Source organism: Pseudomonas monteilii, assembly GCA_001534745.1.
In the GTDB taxonomy this organism is placed as follows: Bacteria; Pseudomonadota; Gammaproteobacteria; order Pseudomonadales; family Pseudomonadaceae; genus Aquipseudomonas; species Aquipseudomonas alabamensis.
This window is the reverse complement of sequence record CP013997.1, coordinates 495,591-521,198: the sequence shown is the minus strand read 5'-3', so window position 1 is coordinate 521,198 and position 25,608 is coordinate 495,591. Positions and strand designations below refer to the sequence as shown.

General features: G+C 66.9%; 23 protein-coding genes. 10 read left to right on the top strand and 13 right to left on the bottom strand.

The features are described 5' to 3' along the window. The 6 genes from APT63_02420 to APT63_02395 are packed head-to-tail and all read right to left on the bottom strand — an operon-like array spanning position 1 to position 5,921. Positions 1 to 1,104 carry a rod shape-determining protein RodA gene (locus tag APT63_02420; protein ID AMA47765.1) on the bottom strand — a complete coding sequence of 368 codons (1,104 nt, stop codon included), beginning with the start codon at positions 1,102 to 1,104 and terminating at the stop codon, positions 1 to 3. A gap of 38 nt (positions 1,105 to 1,142) precedes the next feature. Next, complete coding sequence (locus APT63_02415) at positions 1,143 to 3,032, bottom strand: penicillin-binding protein 2 (GenBank protein ID AMA44564.1); 1,890 nt, start codon at positions 3,030 to 3,032, stop codon at positions 1,143 to 1,145. Positions 3,033 to 3,049: 17 nt separating this feature from the next. Continuing rightward, a complete protein-coding gene (locus tag APT63_02410) occupies positions 3,050 to 3,517 on the bottom strand; it encodes a 23S rRNA (pseudouridine(1915)-N(3))-methyltransferase RlmH (protein ID AMA44563.1) in 468 nt (155 codons plus the stop codon). A gap of 9 nt (positions 3,518 to 3,526) precedes the next feature. Continuing rightward, entirely contained in the window at positions 3,527 to 3,946 is a 420-nt protein-coding gene (locus APT63_02405) for a ribosome silencing factor (GenBank protein AMA44562.1), read from the bottom strand. Between the two features lie 42 nt (positions 3,947 to 3,988). Beyond that, a complete protein-coding gene (locus APT63_02400; protein ID AMA44561.1) occupies positions 3,989 to 4,648 on the bottom strand; it encodes a nicotinate-nicotinamide nucleotide adenylyltransferase in 660 nt (219 codons plus the stop codon). Between the two features lies 1 nt (position 4,649). Beyond that, on the bottom strand, positions 4,650 to 5,921 hold the full coding sequence (locus APT63_02395) for a gamma-glutamyl-phosphate reductase (GenBank protein ID AMA44560.1): 1,272 nt from the start codon (positions 5,919 to 5,921) through the stop codon (positions 4,650 to 4,652). 497 nt (positions 5,922 to 6,418) lie between these two features. Here APT63_02395 and APT63_02390 point away from each other — a divergent pair, with 497 nt between their 5' ends. Together APT63_02390 and APT63_02385 are read left to right on the top strand one after the other, a co-directional pair. Further along, complete coding sequence (locus tag APT63_02390) at positions 6,419 to 7,108, top strand: 3-methyladenine DNA glycosylase (protein AMA44559.1); 690 nt, start codon at positions 6,419 to 6,421, stop codon at positions 7,106 to 7,108. A 3-nt stretch (positions 7,109 to 7,111) separates the two neighbouring features. After that, positions 7,112 to 8,452, top strand: a complete 1,341-nt coding sequence (locus APT63_02385; protein AMA44558.1) for a phosphoesterase — start codon at positions 7,112 to 7,114, stop codon at positions 8,450 to 8,452. A gap of 10 nt (positions 8,453 to 8,462) precedes the next feature. Here APT63_02385 and APT63_02380 read toward each other — a convergent pair whose 3' ends face one another. From APT63_02380 to APT63_02370, 3 genes are read right to left on the bottom strand one after another with little or no spacing between them, the layout of a single operon-like run. Further along, entirely contained in the window at positions 8,463 to 9,053 is a 591-nt protein-coding gene (locus APT63_02380; protein AMA44557.1) for an ATP-dependent protease, read from the bottom strand. Positions 9,054 to 9,062: 9 nt separating this feature from the next. Further along, positions 9,063 to 9,779, bottom strand: a complete 717-nt coding sequence (locus tag APT63_02375) for a hypothetical protein (protein AMA44556.1) — start codon at positions 9,777 to 9,779, stop codon at positions 9,063 to 9,065. Continuing rightward, positions 9,776 to 10,138 (bottom strand): murein hydrolase transporter LrgA, encoded by a 363-nt coding sequence (locus APT63_02370; protein ID AMA44555.1) that lies wholly within the window; start codon positions 10,136 to 10,138, stop codon positions 9,776 to 9,778. The genes APT63_02375 and APT63_02370 overlap by 4 nt, the downstream gene beginning before the upstream one ends. Positions 10,139 to 10,298: 160 nt before the next feature. On the opposite strand from APT63_02370, the gene APT63_02365 reads away from it, so the two are divergent. Beyond that, complete coding sequence (locus APT63_02365) at positions 10,299 to 12,032, top strand: peptidase C13 (GenBank protein AMA44554.1); 1,734 nt, start codon at positions 10,299 to 10,301, stop codon at positions 12,030 to 12,032. 29 nt (positions 12,033 to 12,061) lie between these two features. Then, the gene (locus tag APT63_02360) at positions 12,062 to 12,703 is read left to right on the top strand and encodes a nucleoside-diphosphate sugar epimerase (protein AMA44553.1); all 642 of its coding nucleotides are present in this window, start codon (positions 12,062 to 12,064) and stop codon (positions 12,701 to 12,703) included. A gap of 329 nt (positions 12,704 to 13,032) precedes the next feature. On the opposite strand, the gene APT63_02355 is transcribed toward APT63_02360, so the two are convergent. From APT63_02355 to APT63_02340, 4 genes are all read right to left on the bottom strand, one after another. Beyond that, positions 13,033 to 13,326 (bottom strand): hypothetical protein, encoded by a 294-nt coding sequence (locus APT63_02355; protein ID AMA44552.1) that lies wholly within the window; start codon positions 13,324 to 13,326, stop codon positions 13,033 to 13,035. After that, on the bottom strand, positions 13,323 to 13,955 hold the full coding sequence (locus APT63_02350) for an aromatic acid decarboxylase (protein AMA44551.1): 633 nt from the start codon (positions 13,953 to 13,955) through the stop codon (positions 13,323 to 13,325). Before APT63_02350 ends, APT63_02355 begins: the two co-directional genes overlap by 4 nt. Beyond that, positions 13,952 to 15,301: a UDP-N-acetylmuramate:L-alanyl-gamma-D-glutamyl-meso-diaminopimelate ligase gene (locus tag APT63_02345; protein AMA44550.1), complete on the bottom strand. Its 1,350-nt coding sequence runs from the start codon at positions 15,299 to 15,301 to the stop codon at positions 13,952 to 13,954. Before APT63_02345 ends, APT63_02350 begins: the two co-directional genes overlap by 4 nt. 66 nt (positions 15,302 to 15,367) lie before the next feature. Then, positions 15,368 to 17,263: a Fis family transcriptional regulator gene (locus APT63_02340; protein AMA44549.1), complete on the bottom strand. Its 1,896-nt coding sequence runs from the start codon at positions 17,261 to 17,263 to the stop codon at positions 15,368 to 15,370. Positions 17,264 to 17,528: 265 nt separating this feature from the next. Here APT63_02340 and APT63_02335 point away from each other — a divergent pair, with 265 nt between their 5' ends. From APT63_02335 to APT63_02310, 6 genes are all read left to right on the top strand, one after another. After that, complete coding sequence (locus tag APT63_02335; GenBank protein ID AMA44548.1) at positions 17,529 to 19,049, top strand: aldehyde dehydrogenase; 1,521 nt, start codon at positions 17,529 to 17,531, stop codon at positions 19,047 to 19,049. A gap of 183 nt (positions 19,050 to 19,232) precedes the next feature. Continuing rightward, entirely contained in the window at positions 19,233 to 20,681 is a 1,449-nt protein-coding gene (locus APT63_02330; protein ID AMA44547.1) for an ethanolamine transporter, read from the top strand. Positions 20,682 to 20,756: 75 nt separating this feature from the next. Further along, entirely contained in the window at positions 20,757 to 22,151 is a 1,395-nt protein-coding gene (locus APT63_02325) for an ethanolamine ammonia-lyase (protein ID AMA44546.1), read from the top strand. 9 nt (positions 22,152 to 22,160) lie between these two features. Continuing rightward, complete coding sequence (locus tag APT63_02320) at positions 22,161 to 22,961, top strand: ethanolamine ammonia-lyase (protein AMA44545.1); 801 nt, start codon at positions 22,161 to 22,163, stop codon at positions 22,959 to 22,961. Positions 22,962 to 24,063: 1,102 nt separating this feature from the next. Beyond that, positions 24,064 to 24,711, top strand: a complete 648-nt coding sequence (locus tag APT63_02315) for a hypothetical protein (GenBank protein ID AMA44544.1) — start codon at positions 24,064 to 24,066, stop codon at positions 24,709 to 24,711. 7 nt (positions 24,712 to 24,718) lie between these two features. After that, positions 24,719 to 25,534: a zinc-dependent peptidase gene (locus APT63_02310; protein AMA44543.1), complete on the top strand. Its 816-nt coding sequence runs from the start codon at positions 24,719 to 24,721 to the stop codon at positions 25,532 to 25,534. Positions 25,535 to 25,608 lie beyond the last annotated feature (74 nt).

Genomic DNA, 25,608 nt, shown 5'->3' with positions numbered 1-25,608 from the left:
TCAAACCTGTGCGATCCATTTGCGGTGCGTGTGGATCGACATCAAAACGCCAAACGCTGACAGCAGCGTCACCAACGAAGTTCCGCCGTAGCTGATGAAGGGCAGCGGCACCCCCACCACGGGCAAGAGGCCGCTGACCATGCCGATGTTGACGAACACATAGACGAAGAATGTCATGGTCAGACTGCCTGCCAGCAGCTTGCCAAACAGGGTCTGGGCCTGGGCCGTGATCATCAGGCCACGGCCGATCAACAGCAGGTAGATCAGCAGCAGCGCGCAGATGCCCACCAGGCCGAACTCCTCGCCGAGCACGGCGATGATGAAGTCGGTGTGGCTTTCCGGCAAGAAGTCCAGGTGCGACTGGGTGCCCAGCAGCCAGCCCTTGCCGAAGACCCCACCCGAGCCGATCGCGGCCTTCGACTGGATGATGTTCCAGCCGGTGCCGAGCGGATCGCTCTCCGGGTCGAGGAAGGTCAGCACGCGCTGCTTCTGGTAGTCGTGCATGACGAAGAACCACATGGCCACCGCCACCGGCACCGCCGCGGCCACCACGCTGAGGATCCAGCGCCAGCGCAACCCGCCCATGAACAAGACAAAGGCGCCCGAGGCGAGGATCAGCAAGGCCGTGCCCAGATCGGGCTGGCGCACGATGAGGATGAACGGTACGCCGATCAGCACCAGGCTGATCATCACGTGCTTGAGGTGCGGTGGCAGGGTACGTTTGGCCAGGTACCAGGCGATGGTGGCCGGCATGATGATCTTCATGAACTCCGAGGGCTGGAAGCGGATCACCCCCGGAATGTTGATCCAGCGCGTGGCGCCCATGGCGTTGTGGCCCATGACGTCCACCACCACCAGCAGCAGCACCCCGACCAGGTAGGCCAGGGGAACCCAGCGCGCCATGAAGCGCGGCTCGAGCTGGGCGATGACGAACATCGAGGCCAGGCCCAGGCCGAAGGAGCTGGCCTGCTTGAGCAGCAGGTCCCAGTTCTTGCCACTGGCCGAATACAGCACGAACAGGCTGCCGGCGGCCAGGGTCAGGAGGATGATCAGCAGAGGACCGTCGATGTGGATGCGCTGCAAGAAGCTGGCGCGTCGACGCATCACGTCCTCGCTGGAGAGCATGCGATCGAAATTGTTCTTCACGGGGCCGTTTCCTGGGCGACGGTGGCTGGCGCGTATTCGGTCTTGAGGTGACCCTGCTCGTCGAGCAGCCAGGCGTCCATCACCTGGCGCACGACCGGGGCGGCGACGCCGGAGCCGGACTCGCCGTTCTCGACCATCACCGAGACCACGATCCGCGGATCGTCGGCCGGGGCGAAGCCGACGAACAGGGCGTGGTCGCGGTGGCGCTCCTGAAGTTTGTTGCGGTCGTACTTCTCGCCCTGCTTGATCGCCACCACCTGGGCGGTGCCGCTCTTGCCGGCGATGCGGTACTGGGCGCCGATCGAGGCCTTGCGTGCGGTGCCCCGGGCGTTGTGCATCACCTGCTCCATGCCATGGGTGACCTTGGCCCAGTCAGACTTGTCGCGCAGGACGATGTCCGGCATCGGGTCATCATCCACCGGCGGCTGACCCTCGATGGTCTTGGCCAGGTGCGGACGGTTCCACTTGCCCTTGTTGGCGATCAGCGCAGTGGCCTGGGCCAGCTGCAGGGGCGTGGCCTGCATGTAGCCCTGGCCGATGCCGAGGATCAGCGTCTCGCCGGGGAACCAGGCCTGGCGCCGGGTGGCGCGTTTCCATTCGCGCGACGGCATCAGCCCGGCGGACTCCTCGAACATGTCCAGCGAGACGCGCCGGCCGATGCCGAAGCGGTTCAGGTAGCTGGCCAGTCGGTCGATGCCCATCTTGTGCGCCAGGTCGTAGAAGTAGGTGTCGTTGGAGCGCATGATCGCGGTGTCCAGATCCACCCAGCCATCGCCGCTGCGATTCCAGTTACGGTACTTGTGGTCGTAGTTGGGCAGCTGGTAGTAACCGGGGTCGAACACCCGACTGGCCGCCGTCACCACGCCACTGTCCAGGCCGGCGATGGCCACGGCCGGCTTGATGGTCGATCCGGGCGGATACAGCCCGCGCAGCACGCGGTTGAACAGCGGGCGATCGATCGAGTCGCGCAGCTCGGCATAGGCCTTGAAGCTGATGCCGGTGACGAACAGGTTGGGGTCGAAGCTCGGCTGGCTGACCATCGCCAGCACCTCGCCGGTACGCGGGTCCAGGGCGACGATGGCGCCCCGGCGACCGGCCAGGGCAGCCTCGGCAGCCTCCTGCAGCTTGATGTCCAGGCTCAGCACGATGTCCTGGCCCGGTTTCGGGTCGGTGCGCTTGAGCACCCGCAGCACACGGCCGCGGGCGTTGGTCTCGACCTCTTCGTAGCCCACCTGGCCATGCAGCTGCGGCTCGTAGAAGCGCTCGATGCCGGTCTTGCCGATGTGGTGGGTGCCGCTGTAGTTCACCGGGTCGAGGGTCTTGAGTTCCTTCTCGTTGATGCGCCCGACGTAGCCGACCGAGTGCGCGAAATGCGCCCCTTGCGGGTAGTGACGCACCAGTTGTGCCACCACCTCGACACCGGGCAGGCGGAACTGGTTGACGGCCACGCGGGCGATCTGTTCCTCGGTCAGCTCGAACAGGATCGGCACCGGCTCGAACGGCCGACGCCCCTGGCGCATGCGCTTCTCGAACAGCGCCCGATCGTCCTCGGTCAGTTCCAGCACCTCGACGATGGCGTCGAGCACCTGCTGCCAGTCGCCGGCCCGCTCGCGGGTCATGCTCAGGCTGAAGCTGGGCCGGTTGTCGGCGATGATCACCCCGTTGCGGTCGAAGATCAGCCCACGGGTCGGCGGAATCGGCTGCACATGCACCCGATTGTTCTCCGACAGCGTGGAGTGATAGTCGTACTGGATCACCTGCAGGTAATACAGGCGCGCGATGAGCACGCACACCAGCAGCATGACCGCGCTCGCGCCGACCACGACACGATTGCGCACCAGGCGGGCGTCCTTCTCGTGGTCCTTGAGACGAATCGGCTGCGACATCGGGAAGGCTTACTGGCTCATTTATGGTAAGGATGCCCGGACAGCACGGTCCAGGCGCGATAGAGCTGTTCGCCGATCAGTATCCTTACCAACGGGTGCGGCAGCGTGAGCGGCGACAGCGACCAGCGCTGTTCGCTGCGCGCGCAGACCTCCGGCGCCAGGCCTTCCGGGCCACCGACCATCAGGTTGACGGTGCGCGCATCGAGGCGCCAGCGGTCCAGTTCGACCGCCAGCTGCTCGGTGCTCCACGGCTTGCCGTGCACCTCGAGGGTGACGATCCGCTCGCCCGGCTGGACCTTGGCCAGCATGGCCTCGCCCTCCTGACGGATCAGGCGCGTGACATCGGCATTCTTGCCGCGGGTATTGAGCGGGATTTCCACCAGCTCCAGGGCCAGCTCGGGCGGCAGACGCTTGGCATACTCGTGCCAACCGTCCTCCACCCAGCGAGGCATGCGCGAACCGACCGCGATCAGGCGTAGACGCACGATCCGTCCTCAGCCGCGATCTTTGAGGTTGTCGGCGTAGCTGTGGGTGTTTTCCGGGCTGTGGTGCTTGCCATCGGCCGCACGGCTCTGCTCGGCACCGAGCCACAGGCGCTCGAGGTCGTAGAACTGACGGGCAGCGGCAGTCATCATGTGCACGATGACGTCGTTGAGGTCCAGCAGGACCCAGTCGCTGTCGCCCTTGCCTTCTTCGCCCAGCGGCTGCACGCCTTTCTGCTTGACGATTTCGCGGGTCTTCTCGAGCATCGCGTTGATCTGGCGGGTCGACGTACCCGTGGCGATGATCATGTAGTCGGTCAGGCTGTGCTTGTCGCGCACGTCGATGACCTGGATGTCCTGGGCCTTGACGTCTTCGAGGGCCGACTTGGCCAGCTCGACCAGCTCTTCGCCGGTAATGTTCTGCTTGGTCATAAAAACTCGTTCAACTCATTGGATGAGGCGCGTGGCGCGCCTTCAGTTCGGCGCACGGTACAAATCGTGCGCCTCGATGTAGGCCAGTACTGCGTCCGGCACCAGGAACCGTACCGATTTGCCGCTGGCCAGCAGCTGTCGGATCTGTGTGGCCGACACCGCGAGCGGCGTCTGCCAGACGAACGAAATATGCCCCGCCGGCCCTGGCAGCGCGGTGGGATCGTTCTGTGAACGCGCTGCCAGCAGGTTGCGCAGCGCGTCCGGGGGTTCGACGTCGGCATCCGGGCGTTGCAGCACCAGGATGTGACAGTGTTGCAGCAGCTCTTCCCAGCGGTGCCAGCCTGGCAAGCCGCAGAAGGCGTCCCAGCCCAGCAGCAGGAACAGCGCATCGTTCGGCGCCAGTTCGGCGCGGATCGACTCGAGGGTGTCGATGGTATACGACGGCTTGTCGCGCGACAGCTCCCGCGCATCGACGCTCAGACGCTCGGCACCCTCCACCGCCTGCCGGACCATCGCCAGACGGTCGTTGGCCGTCACCTGGGGCGTATCGCGGTGCGGCGGGCGGGCGTTGGGCAGCAGGCGCAGCTCGTCCAGGTCCATGAACTCGGCCACTTCCAGCGCACCGCGCAGGTGGCCGATGTGCACCGGATCGAACGTGCCGCCGAGAATCCCGACGCGTCGCACCGCCTGCGCGCCACTCACCTCAGGAAGGCTCCTGGCCGCGTAGCTGACCGTCGCCGATCACCACGTACTTCTCGCAGGTCAGCCCTTCCAGCCCGACCGGCCCACGTGCGTGCAGCTTGTCGGTGGAGATGCCGATCTCCGCGCCCAGGCCGTACTCGAAGCCGTCGGCGAAGCAGGTCGGTGCGTTGAGCATCACCGAGGCCGAATCGACTTCGGCGATGAAGCGCCGCGACTGGCCCTGGTGTTCGGTGACGATGGCGTCGGTGTGGTGCGAGCCGTAGTGATTGATGTGCTCGATTGCCGCGTCCAGGCCCTCGACCACGCGGATCGACAGGATCGGCGCCAGGTATTCGGTGCTCCAGTCGTCCTCGCTGGCCGGGATCGCCTCGATGAACTGGCGCGTGCGCTCGCACCCGCGCAGTTCCACGCCCTTGTCTTGGAAGCGCCGGGCCATTTCCGGCAGGAAGGCCGAGGCCAGGCGCTGATCGACCAGCAAGGTCTCCATGGCGCCGCAGATGCCATAGCGGTAGGTCTTGGCGTTGAAGGCGATGCGCCAGGCCTTGTCCAGGTCGGCGTGTTCGCCGACGTAGACGTGGCAGATGCCGTCCAGGTGCTTGATCACCGGTACACGGGCGTCGCGGCTGATGCGCTCGATCAGGCCCCGTCCACCGCGCGGCACGATGACGTCGACGAACTGCGGCATGCTGATCAAGGCGCCCACCGCTTCGCGGTCGGTGGTCTTGACCACCTGCACCACGGCAGGCGGCAGGTCGGCGGTGGCCAGCCCACGCTGGATGCACGCGGCGATGGCCCGGTTGGAATGGATCGCCTCGGAGCCGCCGCGCAGGATGGTGGCGTTGCCGGACTTCAGGCACAGGCTCGCCGCATCGATGGTCACGTTCGGCCGCGACTCGTAGATGATCCCGATCACGCCCAGCGGCACGCGCATCTTGCCGATCTGGATGCCCGACGGGCGGTAGCTCATGTCACGGATTGCCCCCACCGGATCCGGCAGCCCGGCGACCTGACGCAGCCCGGCGATCATGCCGTCGATGCGTGCCGGCGTCAGCGCCAGACGGTCGAGCAGCGCCGGCTCGAGGCCGTTGGCACGCCCTGCGTCCAGGTCACGCTGATTGGCGGCGGCCAAGGCCTCGCGGTCGGCATCCAGGGCGTCGGCGGCCGCATTGAGCGCGCGGTTCTTCTGCGCGGTGCTGGCACGGGCGATCACACGGGAGGCTTCACGGGCGGCCTGACCGAGACGGGTCATGTAGTCAAGAACGGACTCAGTCATGGGTTCTGTGTCTTGGCGATGGGGAAAGCGGCTGATTATAACTGCCACATGGGTATACGCCCAGCGGTGGCAGGCCGATGGCAGATGTTGTGTAGGAATAATCTGTATGAAAGATGTAACCGGGGTTGACCTGAAGACCGTGAAACGCCTCCTTGAACGGGGTGGGATTACGCCTAGGAGCAACCCAGCAGGCCCTATCGCTGGCAAGCCAGCTCCCACCCAGACCTCTGCAGCCGTCAATGCAGGCATGGCTGCGCAAGCAGCTTGTGGGAGCGGGCTTGCCCGCGATAGCGTCCGGCCCGGCGCCGCCTGCATCGCGGGCAAGCCCGCTTCCACAAAGGGGGCGCTCATCCACGACGTGCCTCGATACAATCGGCCCGGTGAGTTTTTCCACCCACTGCGGTCTAGGCAACTGAACGCGTTTCGCGCACGAGACCTCATCCACCGGACACCGACGACTTGCTATGATCCCCACACCGCCCAGCCGAGCCGACCGTATGCCTGATGCCCCCTGCCCTGCGGTCGCCCTGCCCGACACGTTCTTCGACCGTGATGCCCAGACACTGGCCCAGGCCTTGCTGGGCAAGGTCATCCGCCACCGCCAGGGCGACCTGTGGCTGGCGGCGCGGATCATCGAGACCGAGGCCTACTACCTGTCCGACAAGGGCAGCCATGCGTCGCTGGGCTACACCGAAAAGCGCAAGGCCCTGTTTCTCGATGGCGGGCACATCTACATGTACTACGCCCGCGGCGGCGACTCGGTGAACTTCAGCGCCCACGGCCCGGGCAACGCGGTGCTGATCAAGTCCGCCTACCCCTGGGTCGATGCCATCTCCGATGCCAACAGCCTGGCACAGATGCAACTCAACAACCCCGACGCCAGCGGCCAGCCGCGACCGCCGGAACGCCTGTGTGCCGGGCAGACCCTGCTCTGCCGGGCCCTGGGGCTTAAGGTGCCGCAGTGGGACGCCCAGCGTTTCGACCCGCAGCGGTTGTACGTCGAAGACTGCGGCATCGAGGTCAAACGCATCATCCAGACCACCCGCCTGGGGATCCCCCACGGCCGCGACGAGCACCTGCCCTACCGCTTCGTCGATGCCGACTACGCCCGCCATTGCACACGCAACCCGCTTCGGCGTGGCCAGGTCGAAGGCCGGGATTTCTTCATTCTCGAACAAGGAAGCTGAACCATGGGCCAATGGCTCGACAGCCTGACGGGCTGGCTCAGCGCCAACCCTCAATGGCTTGGCGTCGCGATTTTTCTGGTGGCCTGCATCGAGTGCCTGGCCATCGCCGGGGTGATCGTGCCCGGCACAGTGCTGTTGTTCGCGGTGGCGGTGCTGGCCGGCAGCGGCGCGATGTCGCTAAGCGAGACGCTGCTGCTGGGGTTCGCCGGCGGACTGTTGGGTGATGCCCTGTCCTACACCCTGGGCCGGCGCTTCCACCAGAACATCCGCCAACTGCCGCTGCTGCGCGACCACCCGGAGTGGATCGGCGGCGCCGAGACCTACTTCCATCGCTACGGCATCGCCAGTCTGCTGGTCGGCCGCTTCATCGGCCCGCTGCGGCCGATGCTGCCCATGGTCGCCGGGATGTTCGACATGCCCCTGGCGCGCTTCATCGGCGTCAGCGTGGTGGCTGCCGCCGGCTGGTCGGTCGCCTACCTGCTGCCCGGCTGGGCCACCGGCGCGGCGATGCGTCTGCCGCTGCCCGAGGGCTTCTGGTGGCAAGCCGGGATCATCGCTGGCGTATTGGCGGTGCTGATCGGTTTGAGCATCAACAGCAGCGTGCGCCACCAGCGGTACGGCACGCGCCTGATCGCCGGTGTCAGCCTGGTGGCGCTGGTCGCGCTGTTCCTGGGCTGGCCGTACCTGCTGCACTTCGACCAGGGGGTGATGACGCTGATCCAGGAGCATCGCCGTCAAGCCCTCGACCAGGTCATGGTGGTCATCACGCGGCTCGGCGACTTCCGCACCCAGTTCGTTCTGGCCGCCCTGCTCACCGCTTTGCTGCTGATCACTCGGCAGTGGCGCCATGCGCTGTTCGCCTGCGGCACGCTGCTGGGCACCGCGGTGGCCAACGGCACGCTCAAGTGGCTGTTCGCCCGCGCCCGCCCGGAAGTGCTGAGCGACCCGCTGACCAGCTACAGCATGCCCAGCGGCCACAGTTCGGCGTCGTTCGCGTTCTTCCTGACGGTGGCGGTGCTGGCCGGGCGTAGCCAGCCGGTGCGCCTGCGCCTGACCTGGATCGTGCTCGGCTGCCTGCCAGCGCTGGCGATCGCGACGTCGCGGGTCTACCTGGGCGCCCACTGGCCGACCGATATCCTCGCCGGCTCACTGCTGGCCTGCTGCGTCTGCGCCACCAGCCTGGCCTTGGTCCAGCGCCACCAGCCGCTGCCGGCCCTGGCACCACGGGTCTGGTGGCTGGTCGTGCCGGCCTGTGTCGCACTGCTGACGTTCTTCGCCCTGTACGCGCTGCCCGACGCCGTGGCGCGCTACCGCTACGAGCTGCTCGACGCGCCGCAGCCCTGAGCGGCGCGGTTCAGGCGAACAACTCGCCCTGCAAGCGCTCGAGCAAGGCCTGGATGCGGTCCAGGCGTTGCCCAGGTGCGTCCATGGCCAGCAGTTCGAGCTTGTCCTCGTCCATCAACGGCAGCAGGTAGGCCAACTGATTGGCCAAGGCCTGGCGCCCGGTCACCGCCGTGGGCATGCCCAGCGCCTCGACCATCGGGTGCTCGCCCAGGGCCGTCAGCAGCGCCAGCAGGTCGTCGTCCTGCTCGACCAGCGGGCTGTCGGCCATCTCGTCCAGCCAGCGCACCTCGGCGTGCATCAGCTGGCGCTTGTCGACCTGGGTGTCGATCAGCTCGAAACGTCGGCGCCCCTCGACCCGGATGCCCAGCAGACCGTTGTCCTGCTGGGTGAAGTCGCGGATCACCGCCTCGCAGCCGATCGGCGCCACGGCCAGGGGTGCCTTGCCGACCTGCTCGCCTTCGCGGATGCAGACCACGCCAAAGCCATCGCCCTGCTTCATGCACTGGCCGATCATGTCCAGGTAACGGGCCTCGAAGATCTGCAGGTCCAGCCAGCAGCCGGGAAACAGCACGGTATCGAGGGGAAACAGCGGTAGGCTCATCGTCATTCCTCAGGTCGCCAGGCTGACCGCCAGCGGCAGGAACACCGCCGTGGCCACGCCCATCAGGCTCATCGCCAGCGCCGCGAAGGCGCCGCATTCGTCACTTTCCTGCAAGGCCACCGAGGTGCCCACCGCATGGGCGGTCACCCCCAGGGCCATGCCACGTGCTTCGGGGCTGAGCACGCCGCAGCGGGTCAGCAGCGCCGGGCCGAAGATCGCGCCCAGCACCCCGGTGATCAGCACGAACACCGCCGCCAGGGCCGCCACGCCGCCGATCTGCTCGGCCACCAGCATGGCGATGGGCGAGGTCACCGACTTGGGCGCCATGGTCATCAGGATCATGTGCTCGGCGCCGAACCCGTACCCCAGTGCCACGCAGGCCCCGGTGGCGAAGACGCCGCCAAGCACCAGCGTGATCAGGATCGGCCAGAACAGCTGGCGGATGCGCCGCAGGTTGAGGTACAGCGGCACCGCCAGGGCCACCGTCGCCGGCCCGAGCAGGATGTTGAGGATCTCGGTGCTGCTCCGGTACTCACGGTAGTCGATGCCGCAGGCCAGCAGCACGCCGATGACCAGCAGCATCGACAGCAGCACCGGCTGCAGGAAGATCCAGCGGGTCTTTTCGTACAGCGCCAGGGCCAGCTGGTAGGCGCCCAGCGTCACGCCGATGCCGAACAGGGGATGGTGGGTCACGGCGCCCGCCGCGCCTTGCCAGTCGAGCATCATGGTCGGTCCTCGGGGTGGGCATGACGGCGCATCAGCCGTTGCATCAGCAGGCCGACGAACACCAGCGTCACCAGGCAGGACACCACCAGCGCACCGACGATCGCCCAGAAGTCGGCGGCGATGGCAGCGGCATACACCATCACGCCCACCGCAGGCGGCACCAGCAGCAATGGCAGGTAACGCAGCAGGCTGGCCGAGGCTTCGCTCAGCGGTTTGCCGACCTCGCCGCGCAGCATCAGGAACACCAACAGCAGCAGCAGGCCGATGATCGGCCCGGGCAAGACCGGTACCAGCAGGTGGTTGAGCGCCGTGCCCAAGAGTTGGAACAGCACCAGCCATGTCAGACCGCGCAACAGCATCGAGGACCTCCTTCGCATGACGGGGCATTATAACCATGCCCTTCCTTCTTTACGGCAAGGCCGCGTTTCGTCCGAACACAGCCATCGGTAGACGTTCGGTGACTGTCTGCGCCTGCCCGTTCTGCGGCATACTCGCGCCATCCTGTGCCCGGAAGCCGCCATGCGCCCACTGCTGCCTTTGTCCTTGATCCTGTTGCTCGCCGCCTGTGGCGAGGGCGAGTCACTTGCGCCGCCCGACGCCCGTCTGCCGGACGGCGGCCGCTATCGCGGCGAGGTGGTGAACGGCCTGCTGCAGGGTGCAGGACGCATCGACTACCCCAACGGCAGCTGGTATGCCGGCAATTTCGTCAACGGGCAGTGGCATGGCCAGGGCGAATGGCACGGCAGCAACGGCGAGGTGTACCGAGGCGAATTCGCCCAGGGCCTGTTCCATGGCCTGGGCGACCTGGTCACCTCCGGCAGCCATTACGCCGGCACGTTCAAGCACGGAAGGCGCGATGGCGAAGGCACGCTCAAGGAGCAAGGGTCGACCTACCGCGGCCAGTTCAAGGACGATCAGTACTCGGGCGCCGGGCAGCTCGACCTGGCCGACGGCAGCCGCTACCAGGGGCTGTTCAGCGACGGCAAGCCCAATGGCACCGGCATGCGCAGCGACCCGAGCGGCAACCAGTTCAGCGGCCAGTTCGTCAATGGCCTGCTGCAGGGCAGCGGCACCTACAACAGCGTCGAGGGCGAGCAGTACATCGGTGAGTTCAAGGACAGTCGCCTGGAAGGCCGTGGCCGCTACGAGAACGCCGACGGCGACGTCTGGATCGGCACCTTCAAGGACGGCGCGCTGACCGGCGAGGGCGAACTGCTCGGCAGCGATGGCAGCCGCTACAAGGGCGGCTTCCGCGACTGGCGCTTCAGTGGCGAAGGCCGCCTGCAACTGGCCGATGGCAGCCAGTACGTCGGCGGCTTCGACAACGACGCCTACCACGGCCACGGTCGATTGCTGCTGGCCGACGGGCGGGTCGAGAGCGGGCAATGGATCAATGGCGTGCGCGTGCGGGACGAAAAAGGCGCGCTGCTGCCCGACCCGCTCGAACTGGCGCTGCTCAACCAGGGCACGCTGCTGGACAAGGCGCTGGGCGCGGTCACCCGGTCGGGCAAGGCGATCCAGTTGTACAGCCTGGTGGTGGCCGGCGATGGCCAGCAGAGCGTGTTCCTGCGCGAGGCCGATTACGTCAGCAACCTGCTCAAGGTGCGCTTCGGCGCACGCAGCCAGGTCACCCTGGTCAACCACCGTGATCACCTGGCCGATCGGCCCATGGCGACCCGCGAGAACCTGACCCGCGCCGCGCGCACTTTGGCCGAGCGCAGCGGGCCGAACGACCTGCTGTTCATCTACCTGACCAGCCATGGCAGCAGCGACCATCAGCTGGTGCTAGACCAGCCGCGCCTGCAGTTGGCCGACCTGTCGGCCGACCAGTTGGCCAGCGCCCTGGCGCCGCTCAAGTCACGCAACAAGGTGATCGTCATATCCGCCTGCTACTCGGGCGGCTACCTGGCGCCGCTGAAGGACGAGCACACGCTGATCATGACCGCGGCGCGGGCAGATCGGGTGTCGTTCGGCTGCTCCGAGGAAGCGGATTTCACCTATTTCGGCGACGCCTTGTTCGCCCAGGCACTGAACCAGACCGACGACCTCGAACAGGCGTTTGAACTGGCGCGCCAGAGCGTTGCCGAACGGGAACAGAAGGAAGGGTTCGAAGCGTCCGAACCGCAGATCTGGGCACCGGAGCCGGTGCTCGCGCACTGGCGGCGATTGCGTCACCAGCAAGCCGAAGATGCCCTGCGCAACGTCGCCTCGAAACCGGCCTCGTCACACGCGAGCAGCACGGTCCGCCGTTAGACCGCGTCGCCTTTCCGGGAGAAACCGCCATGTACCTGACCCCTCAGCACGTCCTGCTCGCCGGCGCCACCGGGCTGACCGGCGAGCACCTGCTCGACCGCCTGCTGAACGAGCCGACTGTCAGTCGGGTGCTGGCCCCGACCCGGCGTCCGTTGGTCGCCCATGCGCATCTCGAGAACCCGGTCGGCGAGCCTGCCCAGGTCCTGGAGCAGCTCGAAGGCCCGGTGGACATCGCCTTCTGCTGCCTGGGCACCACGCTCAAGCAGGCCGGTTCCGAAGCGGCCTTTCGTGCGATCGACCTGGACCTGGTCGTGGCGTTCGCCGCCCGTGCCCGTGCGTTGGGCGCACGGCATTTGCTGGTGATCAGCGCCATCGGCGCCGACCCGGAATCGTCGATCTTCTACAACCGCGTCAAGGGCGAGATGGAGCAGGCACTGCGCGCGCAGGACTGGCCGCAGCTGACCTTGGCTCGTCCTTCGCTGCTCATTGGCGAGCGCCTGGAGCCACGCCTGGCCGAACGCATCGCCGCACCGCTGTCGCGACTGGTGCCGGGCAAGTACCACGGAATCGAAGCCTGCGTCCTGGCGCGGGCGTTGTGGCGCCTGGCCCTGGAGGAGCAGGACGGTGTGCGGGTGGTGGAGTCGGATGAATTGCGGCGGCTGGGCAAGTGATGACGGCATGACGTGGCCGACTGGCAACCGGCGGCGAAGGGCGCCGGTCGCTTACCCTCCAAGCTTGAGAACAGTATTGCCGGTCCTGGCCTCATCGCGGGCAAGCCCGCTCCTATAGAACAAAAAATAGTTTGTTGATTTCAAAGGACATAATTTTAGAATTTTTGTGGGCCCTGCGGGCCCAATCGCGGCCGGTCCGGCGCCCCGGCAGGGGCCGCTCCCACAGGTGACCGCGATAGCCTGCAACCCTGCTGTGGTGGGCTTGCCCGCGATGGGCGGCAAGGCAGCCCGTGGACCCAGGACGATGGCTGAACTCTGAAGCGTGCCGCCTACAACCCACCCTGCGCCTGATACCGAATCCCCAGCACCGTCAGCACCGACAACGGCAGCAGCAGCGTATCGAGCACCAGACTCCCCGGCAGGTCCAGGCGCGGCCAGGCGGGGGCCTCGGTGCCGAAGCGCTGCATCGCGCAGCACCCGCCGTTCAGCGCATACAGGTCCAGCCGTGTGCCGGCGTACACCACCGGCGCGCCCGGGTGGGCCGCATCGAGGGTGCGCACGGTGGCGCAGCCGCAACTCAGGGCCAGCACCAGGGCCAGGGCGATGCTGCGGTTCGGTTTCACTCCTCGGCGGCGCCCAGGTGGTGCTCGCCCCAGCGGGGCAGCATGTCCTGCGGAATCTCCAGCAGGTTGAGGATCCGCGCGACGACGAAGTCGATCAGGTCGTCGAGGGTCTGCGGCTGGTGATAGAAGCCCGGCGCCGCCGGCAGGATCACCGCGCCCATCTGCGAGAGCTTGAGCATGTTCTCCAGGTGGATGGTGGAGAACGGCGCCTCGCGCGGCACCAGGATCAGCTGCCGGCGCTCCTTGAGCGTGACGTCGGCGGCGCGCTCGATCAGGTTGTTGCAGGCGCCCGTGGCGATCGCCGACAGGGTGCCGGTGGAACACGGCACCACTACCATGGCCGCCGGGGCACCGGAGCCGGAGGCGACCGGCGACATCCAGTCTTCCTTGCCATACACGCGGATCTGCCCCGCCGCCGCGCCGGTGTACTCGGTGAGGAAGGCCTGCATGGCCTGGGGCTTGGCCGGCAAGATCACGTCGGTCTCGGTGGACATCACCAGCTGCGCGGCCTTGGAAATCAGAAAGTGCACTTCGCGGTCTTCACGCACCAGGCAGTCCAGCAGCCGCAGGCCGTATTGCGCGCCCGAAGCGCCGGTCATGGCCAGGGTGACGCGCCGTGGCCCGCTCATCGCAGGGCCCCGGCGAGCTTGCCATGCAGGCCACCGAAGCCGCCGTTGCTCATGATCACCACGTGGGTGCCGGGCCGCGCCTGGCCCTTCACGCGCTCGATGATCGCCTCGAGGCTGTCGGCGACCACGGCCGGCACCGGGCAGTTCGCCGCCGTGCCAGCCAGGTCCCAGCCCAGGTTGGGCGGTGCGTACCAGATCACCTGGTCGGCGGCGACCACGCTCTCCGGCAATCCATCGCGGTGCGCGCCCAGCTTCATGGAGTTGGAGCGCGGTTCGATGATGGCGATCACCGGGGCTTCGCCGACCCGCTTGCGCAAGCCGTCGAGGGTGGTGGCGATGGCGGTCGGGTGGTGGGCGAAATCGTCGTAGATCGTCACACCCGCGACCTCGGCGACCGTTTCCATCCGGCGCTTGACGCTCTTGAACGCGCTGAGACCGTCGATCGCCATGACCGGGGTGACCCCGACGTGGCGAGCCGCTGCCAGGGTCGCCAGGGCATTGGCGACGTTGTGCTGGCCGGTCAGCGCCCAGTCCACCACGCCCTGCGCCTGCCCATCGAGCAGCACCTCGAATCGCGAACCGTCGGCGCTCAGCAGGCGGGCCTGCCATTGGCCGCCTTCGCCGGTGGTCTGCACCGGTGTCCAGCAGCCCATGTCGATCACCCGCGCCAGCGCCGGCTCGGTGGTCGGGTGGATGACCAGCCCTTCGCCCGGGATGGTGCGCACCAGGTGATGGAACTGCCGCTCGATGGCCGCCAGGTCCGGGAAGATGTCGGCGTGATCGAACTCGAGGTTGTTGAGGATCGCCGTGCGCGGGCGGTAGTGCACGAACTTCGAACGCTTGTCGAAGAAGGCGCTGTCGTACTCGTCGGCCTCGACCACGAAAAACGGCGTGCCGCCCAATCGGGCAGACACCGCGAAATTCTGCGGCACGCCCCCGATGAGAAAGCCCGGGCTCATTCCGGCATGCTCCAGCACCCAGGCCAGCATGCTGCTGGTGGTGGTCTTGCCGTGGGTGCCGGCCACTGCCAGCACCCAGCGCCCCTGGAGCACGTGGTCGGCCAGCCACTGCGGGCCGGACACGTAGGGCAGCCCGGCATTGAGGACGTGCTCGACGGCCGGGTTGCCGCGCGACAGCGCATTGCCGATCACCACCAGGTCGGGCGCCGGATCGAGCTGGGCGGCGTCGTAGCCCTGGGTCAGTTCGATGCCCTGGGCCTGGAGCTGGGTGCTCATCGGCGGATAGACATTGGCGTCGGAGCCGGTGACCCGGTGGCCGAGCTCCTTGGCGAGTACCGCCAGAGAGCCCATGAAAGTGCCGCAGATACCGAGAATGTGAATGTGCATGATCGACCTCGCAAAACGTCGAGGCAGGGTAGCCCAGGCGGGCGCAAATCGCACCCGCTGTTTCGCTCAGCGACGGCGCTCGATGCCGTGTCGACGCAGCTTGCGGTAGAGGGTGTTGCGGCTGATGCCGAGCTGCTCGGCGACGCGGGTCATGTGCCAGCGGTGGGCCTCGAGCGTGCTCAGCAAGGCCGCGCGCTCGGCGTCCTCGAGGCAGTTGCTGGTCACGGGTGGCGAGGCCTCGGCCACACCTGACCGACGGATCGCGGCCGGCAGGTCCTCGAACCGGATCAGCCCGTCGTCGCACAGCGCCACCAAGGTGCGCAGCACGTTGCGCAACTGCCGGACGTTGCCGGGCCAGGCGAAGGCCAGCAGACGCTGGCGCGCCGTCGCCTCCAGCCGCACGGGACGGTCGCCGGCCTCCTGGGCGAGCAGCACCTCCAGCAGGTGCGCGGTGTCCGTACGCTCGCGCACGGCCGGCAGCTCGACTTCGAGCCCCGCGAGCCGGTAATAGAGGTCTTCCCGGAAGCTGCCCTGGGCGACCTGTTCGAGCAGGTCGCGGTGGGTCGCGCTGACGATACGCACGTCCAGCGCCTGTGCCTGGCCGCCAATCGGCACCACCTGGCGCTCCTCCAGCACCCGCAACAGGCGGGTCTGCAAGGCCAGCGGCATGTCGCCGATCTCGTCCAGCAGCACGGTCCCGCCATCGGCCTGCAACAGCTTGCCGGGCATGCCGTCCTTGCGCGCGCCGGTGAAGCTGCCACCGCGGTAGCCGAACAGCTCGCTCTCGATCAGGCTCTCGGGCAACGACGCACAGTTGATGGCCACGAACGGCGCCTGCCGACGCGTGCTGGCCTGGTGGATCGCCTTGGCGAACGCCTCCTTGCCCACGCCGGTCTCGCCCTGCAGCAACAACGGCACGTCCCGCTCGAAGACCCGCAAGGCCCGGCGGAACTGCTCGCGCAGCCCGGCATCGAGCAGGCACAGCCCCTCGCCCACGGCCTGGACCGGGGGGGCCACGCCCTGGGGCCGGGCGACGGCAGGCCCGCGCACGCTGGCGAACAGCGAGCGGCCGTCGCGGGTGTGCAGCGGCCAGACAGTGCTGCCCTGAGGCATGGCGCGCTGGATCAGCATCTGCGGGTCACAGCGGAACCAGTGGGTCAGCGCCTGCCCCAGCAACGCTTCGCGGCTGATCGCCAGCAAATTCAAGGCGCTCTGGTTGGCGGCGCACACGCGGCCTTCCTCATCGAAGGCCAGCAACCCTTCGCTGAACAGCCCGACCGACTCGGCGCGGGGGTGGAAGCGCAACAGCCACTGGTGCGCGTACTGGCGCAGGAAGTAGCAGCTTTCGATCATCCGCGCCGACAGGTTCACCAGGCTCATGGTGTGGAATTGGCTCTGCCGGGACACCTGGGCCTTGGCCGAGGACACGTCGAGCACGGCGAGCAGGTCGCCGTGGGGGTCGAACACCGGGCTCGCCGAACAGGTCAGCCCGGTGTGCCGCCCCCGGAAGTGCTCGTCCTGGTGGATGGTCAAGGGTTGCCGCTCGACCAGGCAGGTGCCGATCCCGTTGGTGCCCTCGCGCGCTTCGCTCCAGTCCGCGCCCAGCCACAGCCCGGCGCGCTCGAACACGCGGCGTTCGGTCGGTGCGGTGACGCATTCGAGGATGATGCCTCGGGCATCGGTCAGCAGCACCGCATGCCCGGCCCCGGCCAGTTGCTGGTGCAGGCTGTTCAGCTCGCCGCTGGCGATGTCCAGCACCTGCTGCAGGCGCTCGCGGCGCTCCCGCAGGCCGGCCTGCTCCAGCACCACCGGGTCCTGCAGGACGGCCGGATCGAGGTGATAGTCGTCCAGGCAGCGTAGCCAGGACCGGGCGATGGACGGGTCGCTGACGGCATCGCTCTTCGCGCCTCGCGCCACGGTCAGCACCTGGCTGGCATGGCGGCTCAAGGACGTGCTCTGCATGGTTGTTGTTCTCCGCAGATGACTCGTGCGGCCAGCATCCTCCACCCACGCCGGGTTTGCAACGAAGGGCGCCGGACGTGTCCGTGAAACGTGTCAGAAACGGTACAGACTGTGGCGAAAGGCTGCGCCGGGACTGGCACACCCTGGTACCCGATCCTTGCCTCGATGCCTTGAAACCCCTGCCCCAGCGCCTTCCACGGCGTTGGCCCGGGGTTTGCTCTACGCTTTGGGACTCCACCACAACACAAGAGCCAGGAGACACACCATGCGTTACGCACATCCCGGTACCGACGGCGCCCAGGTCAGCTTCAAGGCCCGCTACGGCAACTACATCGGCGGCGAGTTCGTCGCACCGGTGAACGGCGTGTACTTCACCACCACGTCGCCGGTCAATGGCCAGCCGATCGCCGAATTCCCCCGTTCCACGGCCGACGACATCGACAAGGCCCTGGACGCCGCCCATGCCGCCGCCGAGGCCTGGGGCCGCACCTCGGTGCAGGACCGCTCCAACACCCTGCTGAAGATCGCCGACCGCATCGAGGCCAATCTGGAGCTGCTGGCCATCACCGAAACCTGGGACAACGGCAAGCCGATCCGCGAAACCCTCAATGCCGACATCCCCCTGGCAGTCGATCACTTCCGCTATTTCGCTGGCTGCCTGCGTGCCCAGGAAGGCGCGGCCGCGGAGATCAACGAAGGCACCGTGGCCTACCACTTCCATGAGCCCCTGGGCGTGGTCGGGCAGATCATCCCGTGGAACTTCCCGATCCTGATGGCCGCCTGGAAGCTGGCCCCGGCCCTGGCCGCCGGCAACTGCGTGGTGCTCAAGCCGGCCGAGCAGACGCCCCTGGGCATCACCGTGCTGGCCGAGCTGATCGGCGACCTGCTGCCGCCGGGCGTGCTCAACATCGTCCAGGGCTTCGGCCGTGAAGCCGGTGAAGCCCTGGCCACCAGCAAGCGCATCGCCAAGATCGCCTTCACCGGCTCCACCCCAGTGGGCTCGCACATCATGAAGTGCGCCGCCGAGAACATCATCCCCTCCACGGTGGAGCTGGGCGGCAAGTCGCCGAACATCTACTTCGAAGACGTCATGAACGCCGAACCGGCCTTCATCGACAAGGCCGCCGAAGGGCTGGTCCTGGCGTTCTTCAACCAGGGCGAGGTGTGCACCTGCCCGTCGCGCGCGCTGGTGCAGGAGTCGATCTACCCGCAGTTCATGCAGGTGGTGATGGAGAAGGTCAAGAAGATCAAGCGTGGCGACCCGCTGGACACCGACACCATGGTCGGCGCCCAGGCCTCGCAGCAGCAGTTCGACAAGATCCTCTCCTACCTCGAGATCGCCCAGCAGGAAGGCGCCGAGCTGCTGACCGGCGGCAAGGTCGAGAAACTCGAAGGCAGCCTGGCCACCGGGTACTACATCCAGCCGACCCTGCTCAAGGGCAACAACGCGATGCGCGTGTTCCAGGAAGAGATCTTCGGCCCGGTGGTCAGCGTGACCACGTTCAAGGACGAGGCCGAAGCCCTGGCGATCGCCAACGACACCGAGTTCGGCCTGGGCGCCGGCGTCTGGACCCGCGACATCAACCGCGCCTACCGCATGGGCCGTGGCATCAAGGCCGGTCGGGTCTGGACCAACTGCTACCACCTGTACCCAGCGCATGCGGCGTTCGGCGGTTACAAGAAGTCCGGCGTGGGGCGCGAAACCCACAAGATGATGCTCGACCACTACCAGCAGACCAAGAACCTGCTGGTCAGCTACGACATCAATCCGTTGGGGTTCTTTTAAGCTGCAAGTGGCTAGCTGCAAGCGGCAAGTAAAAGCGGGACGGTGGTGAGGCGGCATGGGGTGCACGGCTTGTAGCTTGTAGCTTCTAGCTTGCAGCTCTCCCGCCTCGCCTGGCCCGCTTCCTGCACACCCTATCACCACGGGGCCGGCACCATGCCGGCCAACAAGAAGAAAGGTGAACCTATGCCAAGCGAACAGGCTGCAAACGCGCCGGCGGGCGCGTCGGTCGACTTCGAGAACGTCGACTCCGCGTATTTCCAGCAACGACAACTGAAACAGGGCGCGGCAGGCTGGGTCCTGCTGGTGGGCCTGGGCGTGGCCTATGTGATTTCCGGCGACTACGCCGGGTGGAACTTCGGCCTGGCCCAGGGCGGCTGGGGCGGGATGTTCCTGGCCACGCTGCTGATGGCCACCATGTACCTGTGCATGTGCTTCTCCCTGGCCGAACTGTCGTCGATGATCCCCACCGCCGGCGGTGGCTATGGCTTCGCCCGCAGTGCCTTCGGCCCCTGGGGCGGGTTCCTGACCGGGACGGCAATCCTCATCGAGTACGCCATCGCGCCCGCGGCGATCGCCGTGTTCATCGGCGCTTACTGCCAGTCGCTGTTCGGCATCGGCGGCTGGATGATCTACCTGGCCTTCTACGTGGTGTTCATCGGCATCCACATCTTCGGGGTCGGTGAGGCCTTGAAACTGATGTTCGCCATCACGGCGGTGGCCGCCATCGCGCTGGCGGTGTTCCTGCTGGCCCTGGTGCCGCACTTCGACGCCGCCAACCTGTTCGACATCGCCCCGACCCAGGCCGCCGGCGCCAGCGACTTCCTGCCCTTCGGCTACGTGGGCGTGTGGGCGGCGATCCCCTATGCGATCTGGTTCTTCCTGGCGGTCGAAGGCGTGCCCCTGGCCGCCGAAGAGACCAAGAATCCACGACGCGACCTGCCCCGCGGCCTGATCGGCGCGATGCTGGTGCTGCTCAGCTTCGCCCTGTTGATTCTGGTGATCGGCCCGGGCGGTGCGGGTGCCGAAGCGCTCAAGGCTTCGGGCAACCCCTTGGTCGAGGCGCTGGCCAAGGCCTACGGCGGTTCGACCTGGATGGGCAGCTTCGTCAACCTGGTCGGCCTGGCCGGCCTGATCGCCAGCTTCTTCTCGATCATCTACGCCTACTCGCGGCAGATCTTCGCCCTCTCGCGGGCCGGTTACCTACCGCGCAAGTTGTCGGAAACCAACAAGAGCAAGGCGCCGGTGCTGGCACTGGTGATCCCGGGGCTGATCGGTTTCGCGCTGTCGCTCACCGGCCAGGGCGATCTGCTGATCCTGGTGGCGGTGTTCGGCGCGACCCTGTCCTACGTGCTGATGATGGCGGCGCACATCACCCTGCGTATTCGACGCCCCAAAATGGAGCGTCCTTATCGCACCCCGGGTGGGATCGTGACCTCTGGTGTGGCACTGGTGCTGGCGTGCATCGCGGTGGTGGCCGGCTTCCTGGTCGATCCGCGCGTGGTGATCGGCGCGGCGGTGATCTACGCGGTGCTGATCGCCTACTTCGCGTTCTACAGCCGCCACCACCTGGTGGCCGGCACGCCCGAAGAAGAACTGGCGGCGATCCAGCAGGCCGAGCAGACCTTGCATTGATCGACGCGTGCGCCTCCTCGACGGGGGCGTTCGAAGCCACGCGGCGCCTGGGTGGCGCCGCTTTGGAGGTTGTAGATGGCATCTTTCGTACACACGGTTGGCAACCAGTCCTACCGTTTCGACAGCCTGAAGGACGTCATGGCCAAGGCCAGCCCGGCCCGTTCGGGCGACTTTCTGGCAGAAATCGCCGCCCGCAACGACGGTGAGCGCGTGGCGGCGCAGATGGCCTTGGCCGACATCCCGCTCAAGCACTTCCTGAACGAGGCACTGATCCCGTACGAGGAAGACGAAGTCACCCGTCTGATCGTCGACACCCATGACGCCCAGGCCTTCGCGCCGGTCAGCCACCTCACCGTGGGCGGATTGCGCGACTGGCTGCTCGGCGAGCAGGCCGACGAGCACAGCCTGCGCGCCCTGGCCCCAGGGCTGACGCCGGAGATGGCTGCGGCGGTCTCGAAGATCATGCGCGTGCAGGACCTGGTGCTGGTCGCACAGAAGATCCGCGTGGTCACCCGGTTTCGCGGCACCATGGGCCTGCGCGGGCGGTTGTCGACCCGGCTGCAACCCAACCACCCCACCGACGACCCGGCCGGGATCGCCGCGAGCATCCTCGACGGCCTGTTGTACGGGAACGGCGATGCGATGATCGGCATCAACCCGGCCACCGACAGCACGGCGTCGATCTGCGCGCTGCTGGAGATGCTCGACGCGATCATCCAGCGCTATGAGATCCCGACCCAGTCCTGCGTGCTGACCCACGTCACCACCTCGATCGAAGCGATCAACCGGGGCGTGCCGCTGGACCTGGTGTTCCAGTCGATCGCCGGCACCGAGGCCGCCAACGCCGGGTTCGGCATCAGCCTGAGCCTGCTGCAGGAAGGCTACGAAGCCGGCCTGAGCCTCAAGCGCGGCACCCTGGGGCAGAACCTGATGTACTTCGAGACCGGCCAGGGTAGTGCGTTGTCGGCCAACGCCCACCACGGGGTCGACCAGCAGACCTGCGAGGCGCGCGCCTATGCCGTGGCCCGGCACTTCAAGCCGTTCCTGGTCAACACGGTGGTCGGCTTCATCGGCCCGGAATACCTCTACAACGGCAAGCAGATCATCCGCGCCGGCCTGGAGGACCACTTCTGCGGCAAGCTGCTGGGCGTGCCGATGGGCTGCGACATCTGCTACACCAACCATGCCGAGGCCGACCAGGACGACATGGACACCCTGCTGACCCTGCTGGGGGTGGCCGGCATCAACTTCATCATGGGCATTCCGGGGTCGGACGACATCATGCTCAACTACCAGACCACCTCGTTCCATGATGCGCTCTACGCGCGCCAGACCCTCGGCCTGCGGCCAGGGCCGGAGTTCGAGGCGTGGCTGGCACGTACCGGGATCTTCACCCAGGCCGATGGCCGGGTACGCTTCGGCGAGCACCTGCCGCCGGCCTTCCGCCAGGCCCTGGCGCAACTGGGATAGGAGCTGGACATGGACAACACGCCTGCGAACCCTTGGTCATCGCTGCGCAACCTGACCTCGGCGCGCATCGCCCTGGGCCGGGTCGGCACCAGCCTGCCGACCCAGGCGCAACTGGACTTCCAGTTCGCCCACGCCCAGGCGCGCGATGCGGTGCACCTGCCGTTCGACCACGCCACGCTGCGCGATGCCCTGGCACAACAGGGGCGGCCCAGTCTGTCGCTGCACAGCGCCGCCCACGACCGCGACCAGTACCTGCAACGCCCGGACCTGGGCAGGCGTCTGGACGAAGCGTCGGTGGCCACGCTGGAGGAACACGCCCGCTCGCACCCGGACGCCGTCGACCTGGCGGTGGTGATCGCCGACGGTCTGTCGGCCCTGGCGGTGCATCGTCACGCCCTGCCCTTGCTGGCGCGCTTCGAGGAGCAGGCGGCGAGCGAAGGCTGGTCGATGGCACCCGTGGCGCTGGTGGAACAAGGCCGCGTGGCCGTGGCCGACGAGATCGGCGAACGCCTGCGGGCACGCATGACCGTGATGCTGATCGGCGAGCGCCCGGGGCTCAGTTCGCCGGACAGCCTGGGGATCTACTTCACCTATGGCCCACGGGCAGGGCTGACCGATGCCTACCGCAACTGCATTTCCAATGTGCGCCTGGAAGGGCTGAGCTACGGGCTGGCCGCGCACCGGCTGCTGTACCTGATGCGCGAAGCCTGCGTGCGCCAGCTGTCGGGGGTCAAGCTGAAGGATGAGGCGCAGCTGCAGCAGGTCGAGGGGGACGCGACCCGGCCGGCCGGGAATTTTCTGCTCGAATGAACGGGCGTGAGGGCGGGCGCGTTCAGGGTGCCCGCACACCCGATTGCATCAGCAGCGGCCCCGCAGCCTGGACCGCGTGGCTGGTCTGGAAGACCGTCGCACTCGTTTGTGAGGACAGCCTCACCTGCGATGCAGGCGGCGACGGACCGGACGCCATCGCGGGCAAGCCCGCTCCCACAATCTGCTCGCGCAGCCATGCCTACACCAACAGGCTGCAGAGATCTGAGTGGGAGCTGGCTTGCCAGCGATAAGGCCCTGTCAGGCACCGCCTGCGTCGCGAGTAAGCCCACACATCAGCCCATGCGGTCGGGCATGTACCGAGTACAAAAAAACAGTTGCTCCTACAAGCTGCTCGCGCAGCCATGCTTACACCAACAGGTTGTAGAGATCTGGGTGGGGCGGGCTTGCCCGCGATAGGGCCCTGTCAGGCATCACCTGCGTCGCAGGTAAGCCCACACATCAGCCCATGCGGTCGGGCATCTACCGAGTAGAAAAAGACAGTTGCTCCTACAAGCTGCTCGCGCAGCCATGCCTACACCAACAGGGTGTCGAGATCTGGGTGGTAGTCCGCCCGCCGCCTTGGCGCCGCGCTGTCGCGCAGAGAACATGGCGATAGCTGGCAGGATCCGAAGCCTCATTGCTAGTCGATTTTAGGGCCGCTTTGCGGCCCATCGCGGCACAGGGGCCGCTCCTACACCCGTAGCCCCACCGCGGGGTTGCAGGCTATCGCGGTCACCTGTGGGAGCGGCCCCAGCCGGGGCGCCGGACCGGCCGCGATTGGGCCCGCAGGGCCCACAAAATCCTGAATTATTCCTTTTAAAATCAAAAAGATATTTTATGTTCTGTGGGGGCGGGCTTGCCCACGATCGGGTCCGCAGGACCCGTAGAATCAGCGCACCTCGCTTTCGCCTGAAGCTCGCTGACCCCGCCGCCCCGCCCGGTAATCCCTCGCTACAATCTCTCCAGGCATAAACGTCATCTGACCGTATAATGCCGTTAATCTTGTGTGAAAAATTACCCACCCCTGGGTATACCTGCCTACACCGAGGCCCTTTCCGTCATCGCGAGTCGCTCCGACGTGGCTCCAGAACAGGTGCTGTACATGGATTTCAACCCGCTGGATCTCATCCTGCATCTCGATGCCTACCTCGACCTGCTGGTCAACAACTACGGCCCCTGGATCTACGCCATCCTGTTCGCGGTGATCTTCTGTGAAACCGGCCTGGTGGTGATGCCCTTCCTGCCGGGTGACTCGCTGCTGTTCATCGCCGGTGCGGTGGCAGCGGGTGGTGGCATGGACCCGGTCCTGCTCGGCGGCCTGCTGATGGCAGCGGCGATTCTCGGCGACAGCACCAACTACGTGATCGGCCGCACCGCCGGCGAGCGGCTGTTCCGTAACCCGAACTCGAAGATCTTCCGCCGCGACTACCTGGCCCAGACCCACAATTTCTACGCTCGCCATGGCGGCAAGACCGTCACCCTGGCGCGGTTCCTGCCGATCCTGCGCACCTTCGCCCCCTTCGTGGCCGGCATCGCGCACATGAACTACCCGCGCTTCCTCGGTTTCAGTGTCGCCGGGTCGGTGCTGTGGGTCGGCAGCCTGGTGACGCTCGGCTACTTCTTCGGCAACGTGCCGTTCATCAAGCAGCACCTATCGCTGATGGTCGTGGTGGTCATCCTGGTATCGCTGGTACCGATGATCATCGGCTTGGTGCGCGGGCGCGGCGCACGCACGGCCAAGGCACACTGAGACGCCCATGTGGTCCTTACGCGCCTGGCAGCGCCGGCGCACCCTGGCCCGCTACCCGCTCGATGCCCAGCAGTGGCAGGCCGTGCGTGAACGTCTGCCGCTGCTCGACGGGTTGAGCGACGAGGAAGACCGCTGGCTGCGCGAGGCCAGTGTGCTGTTCCTGCACGACAAGCACCTGACCAGCCTGTCCGGGCTCGAACTGGACGCCGACCAGCGCCTGTTTCTGGCGGCCCAGGCCCAGTTGCCACTGCTGCACCTGGGCGACCTGAACTGGTATCAGGGCTTTCACGAACTGATCCTCTACCCCGACGACTTCCGCAGCCCGCAGCGACACCGCGACGCCAGTGGCGTGGAGCATGCCTGGGACGGCGAGCACAGTGGCGAGGCCTGGCAGCAGGGGCCGGTGATCCTGGCCTGGCAGGGGGTGTTGGCCAGCGGTGGCTGGGATGGCTACAACCTGGTCATCCACGAACTGGCGCACAAGCTCGACATGCTCAACGGCGACGCCAACGGCCTGCCACCGCTGCACCGCGACCAGTCGGTGCAAGACTGGGCCCAGGCCATGCAAGGCGCCTACGACGACCTGAACCGTCAGTTGGACGCCAACCCCGAGGCGCAGACCGCCATCGACCCCTATGCCGCCGAGAACCCGGCCGAGTTCTTCGCCGTGACCAGCGAGTACTTCTTCAGCGCACCGGACCTGCTGCACGAGGCCTATCCCCAGGTGTACCAGCAGCTGCAGCGGTTCTATCGACAGGACCCGCGCGCCCGCCTGAGCCGGCTGCAGGCTGAGCACCCTCACTATCGCCCGGACCCGGCCTGAGCCCCACGAAGGCCCGGCGGGCGTGGCATGGGCCGGGGGAATGTGCCTATAATCGCGGCCAATTTTTCTGGTCA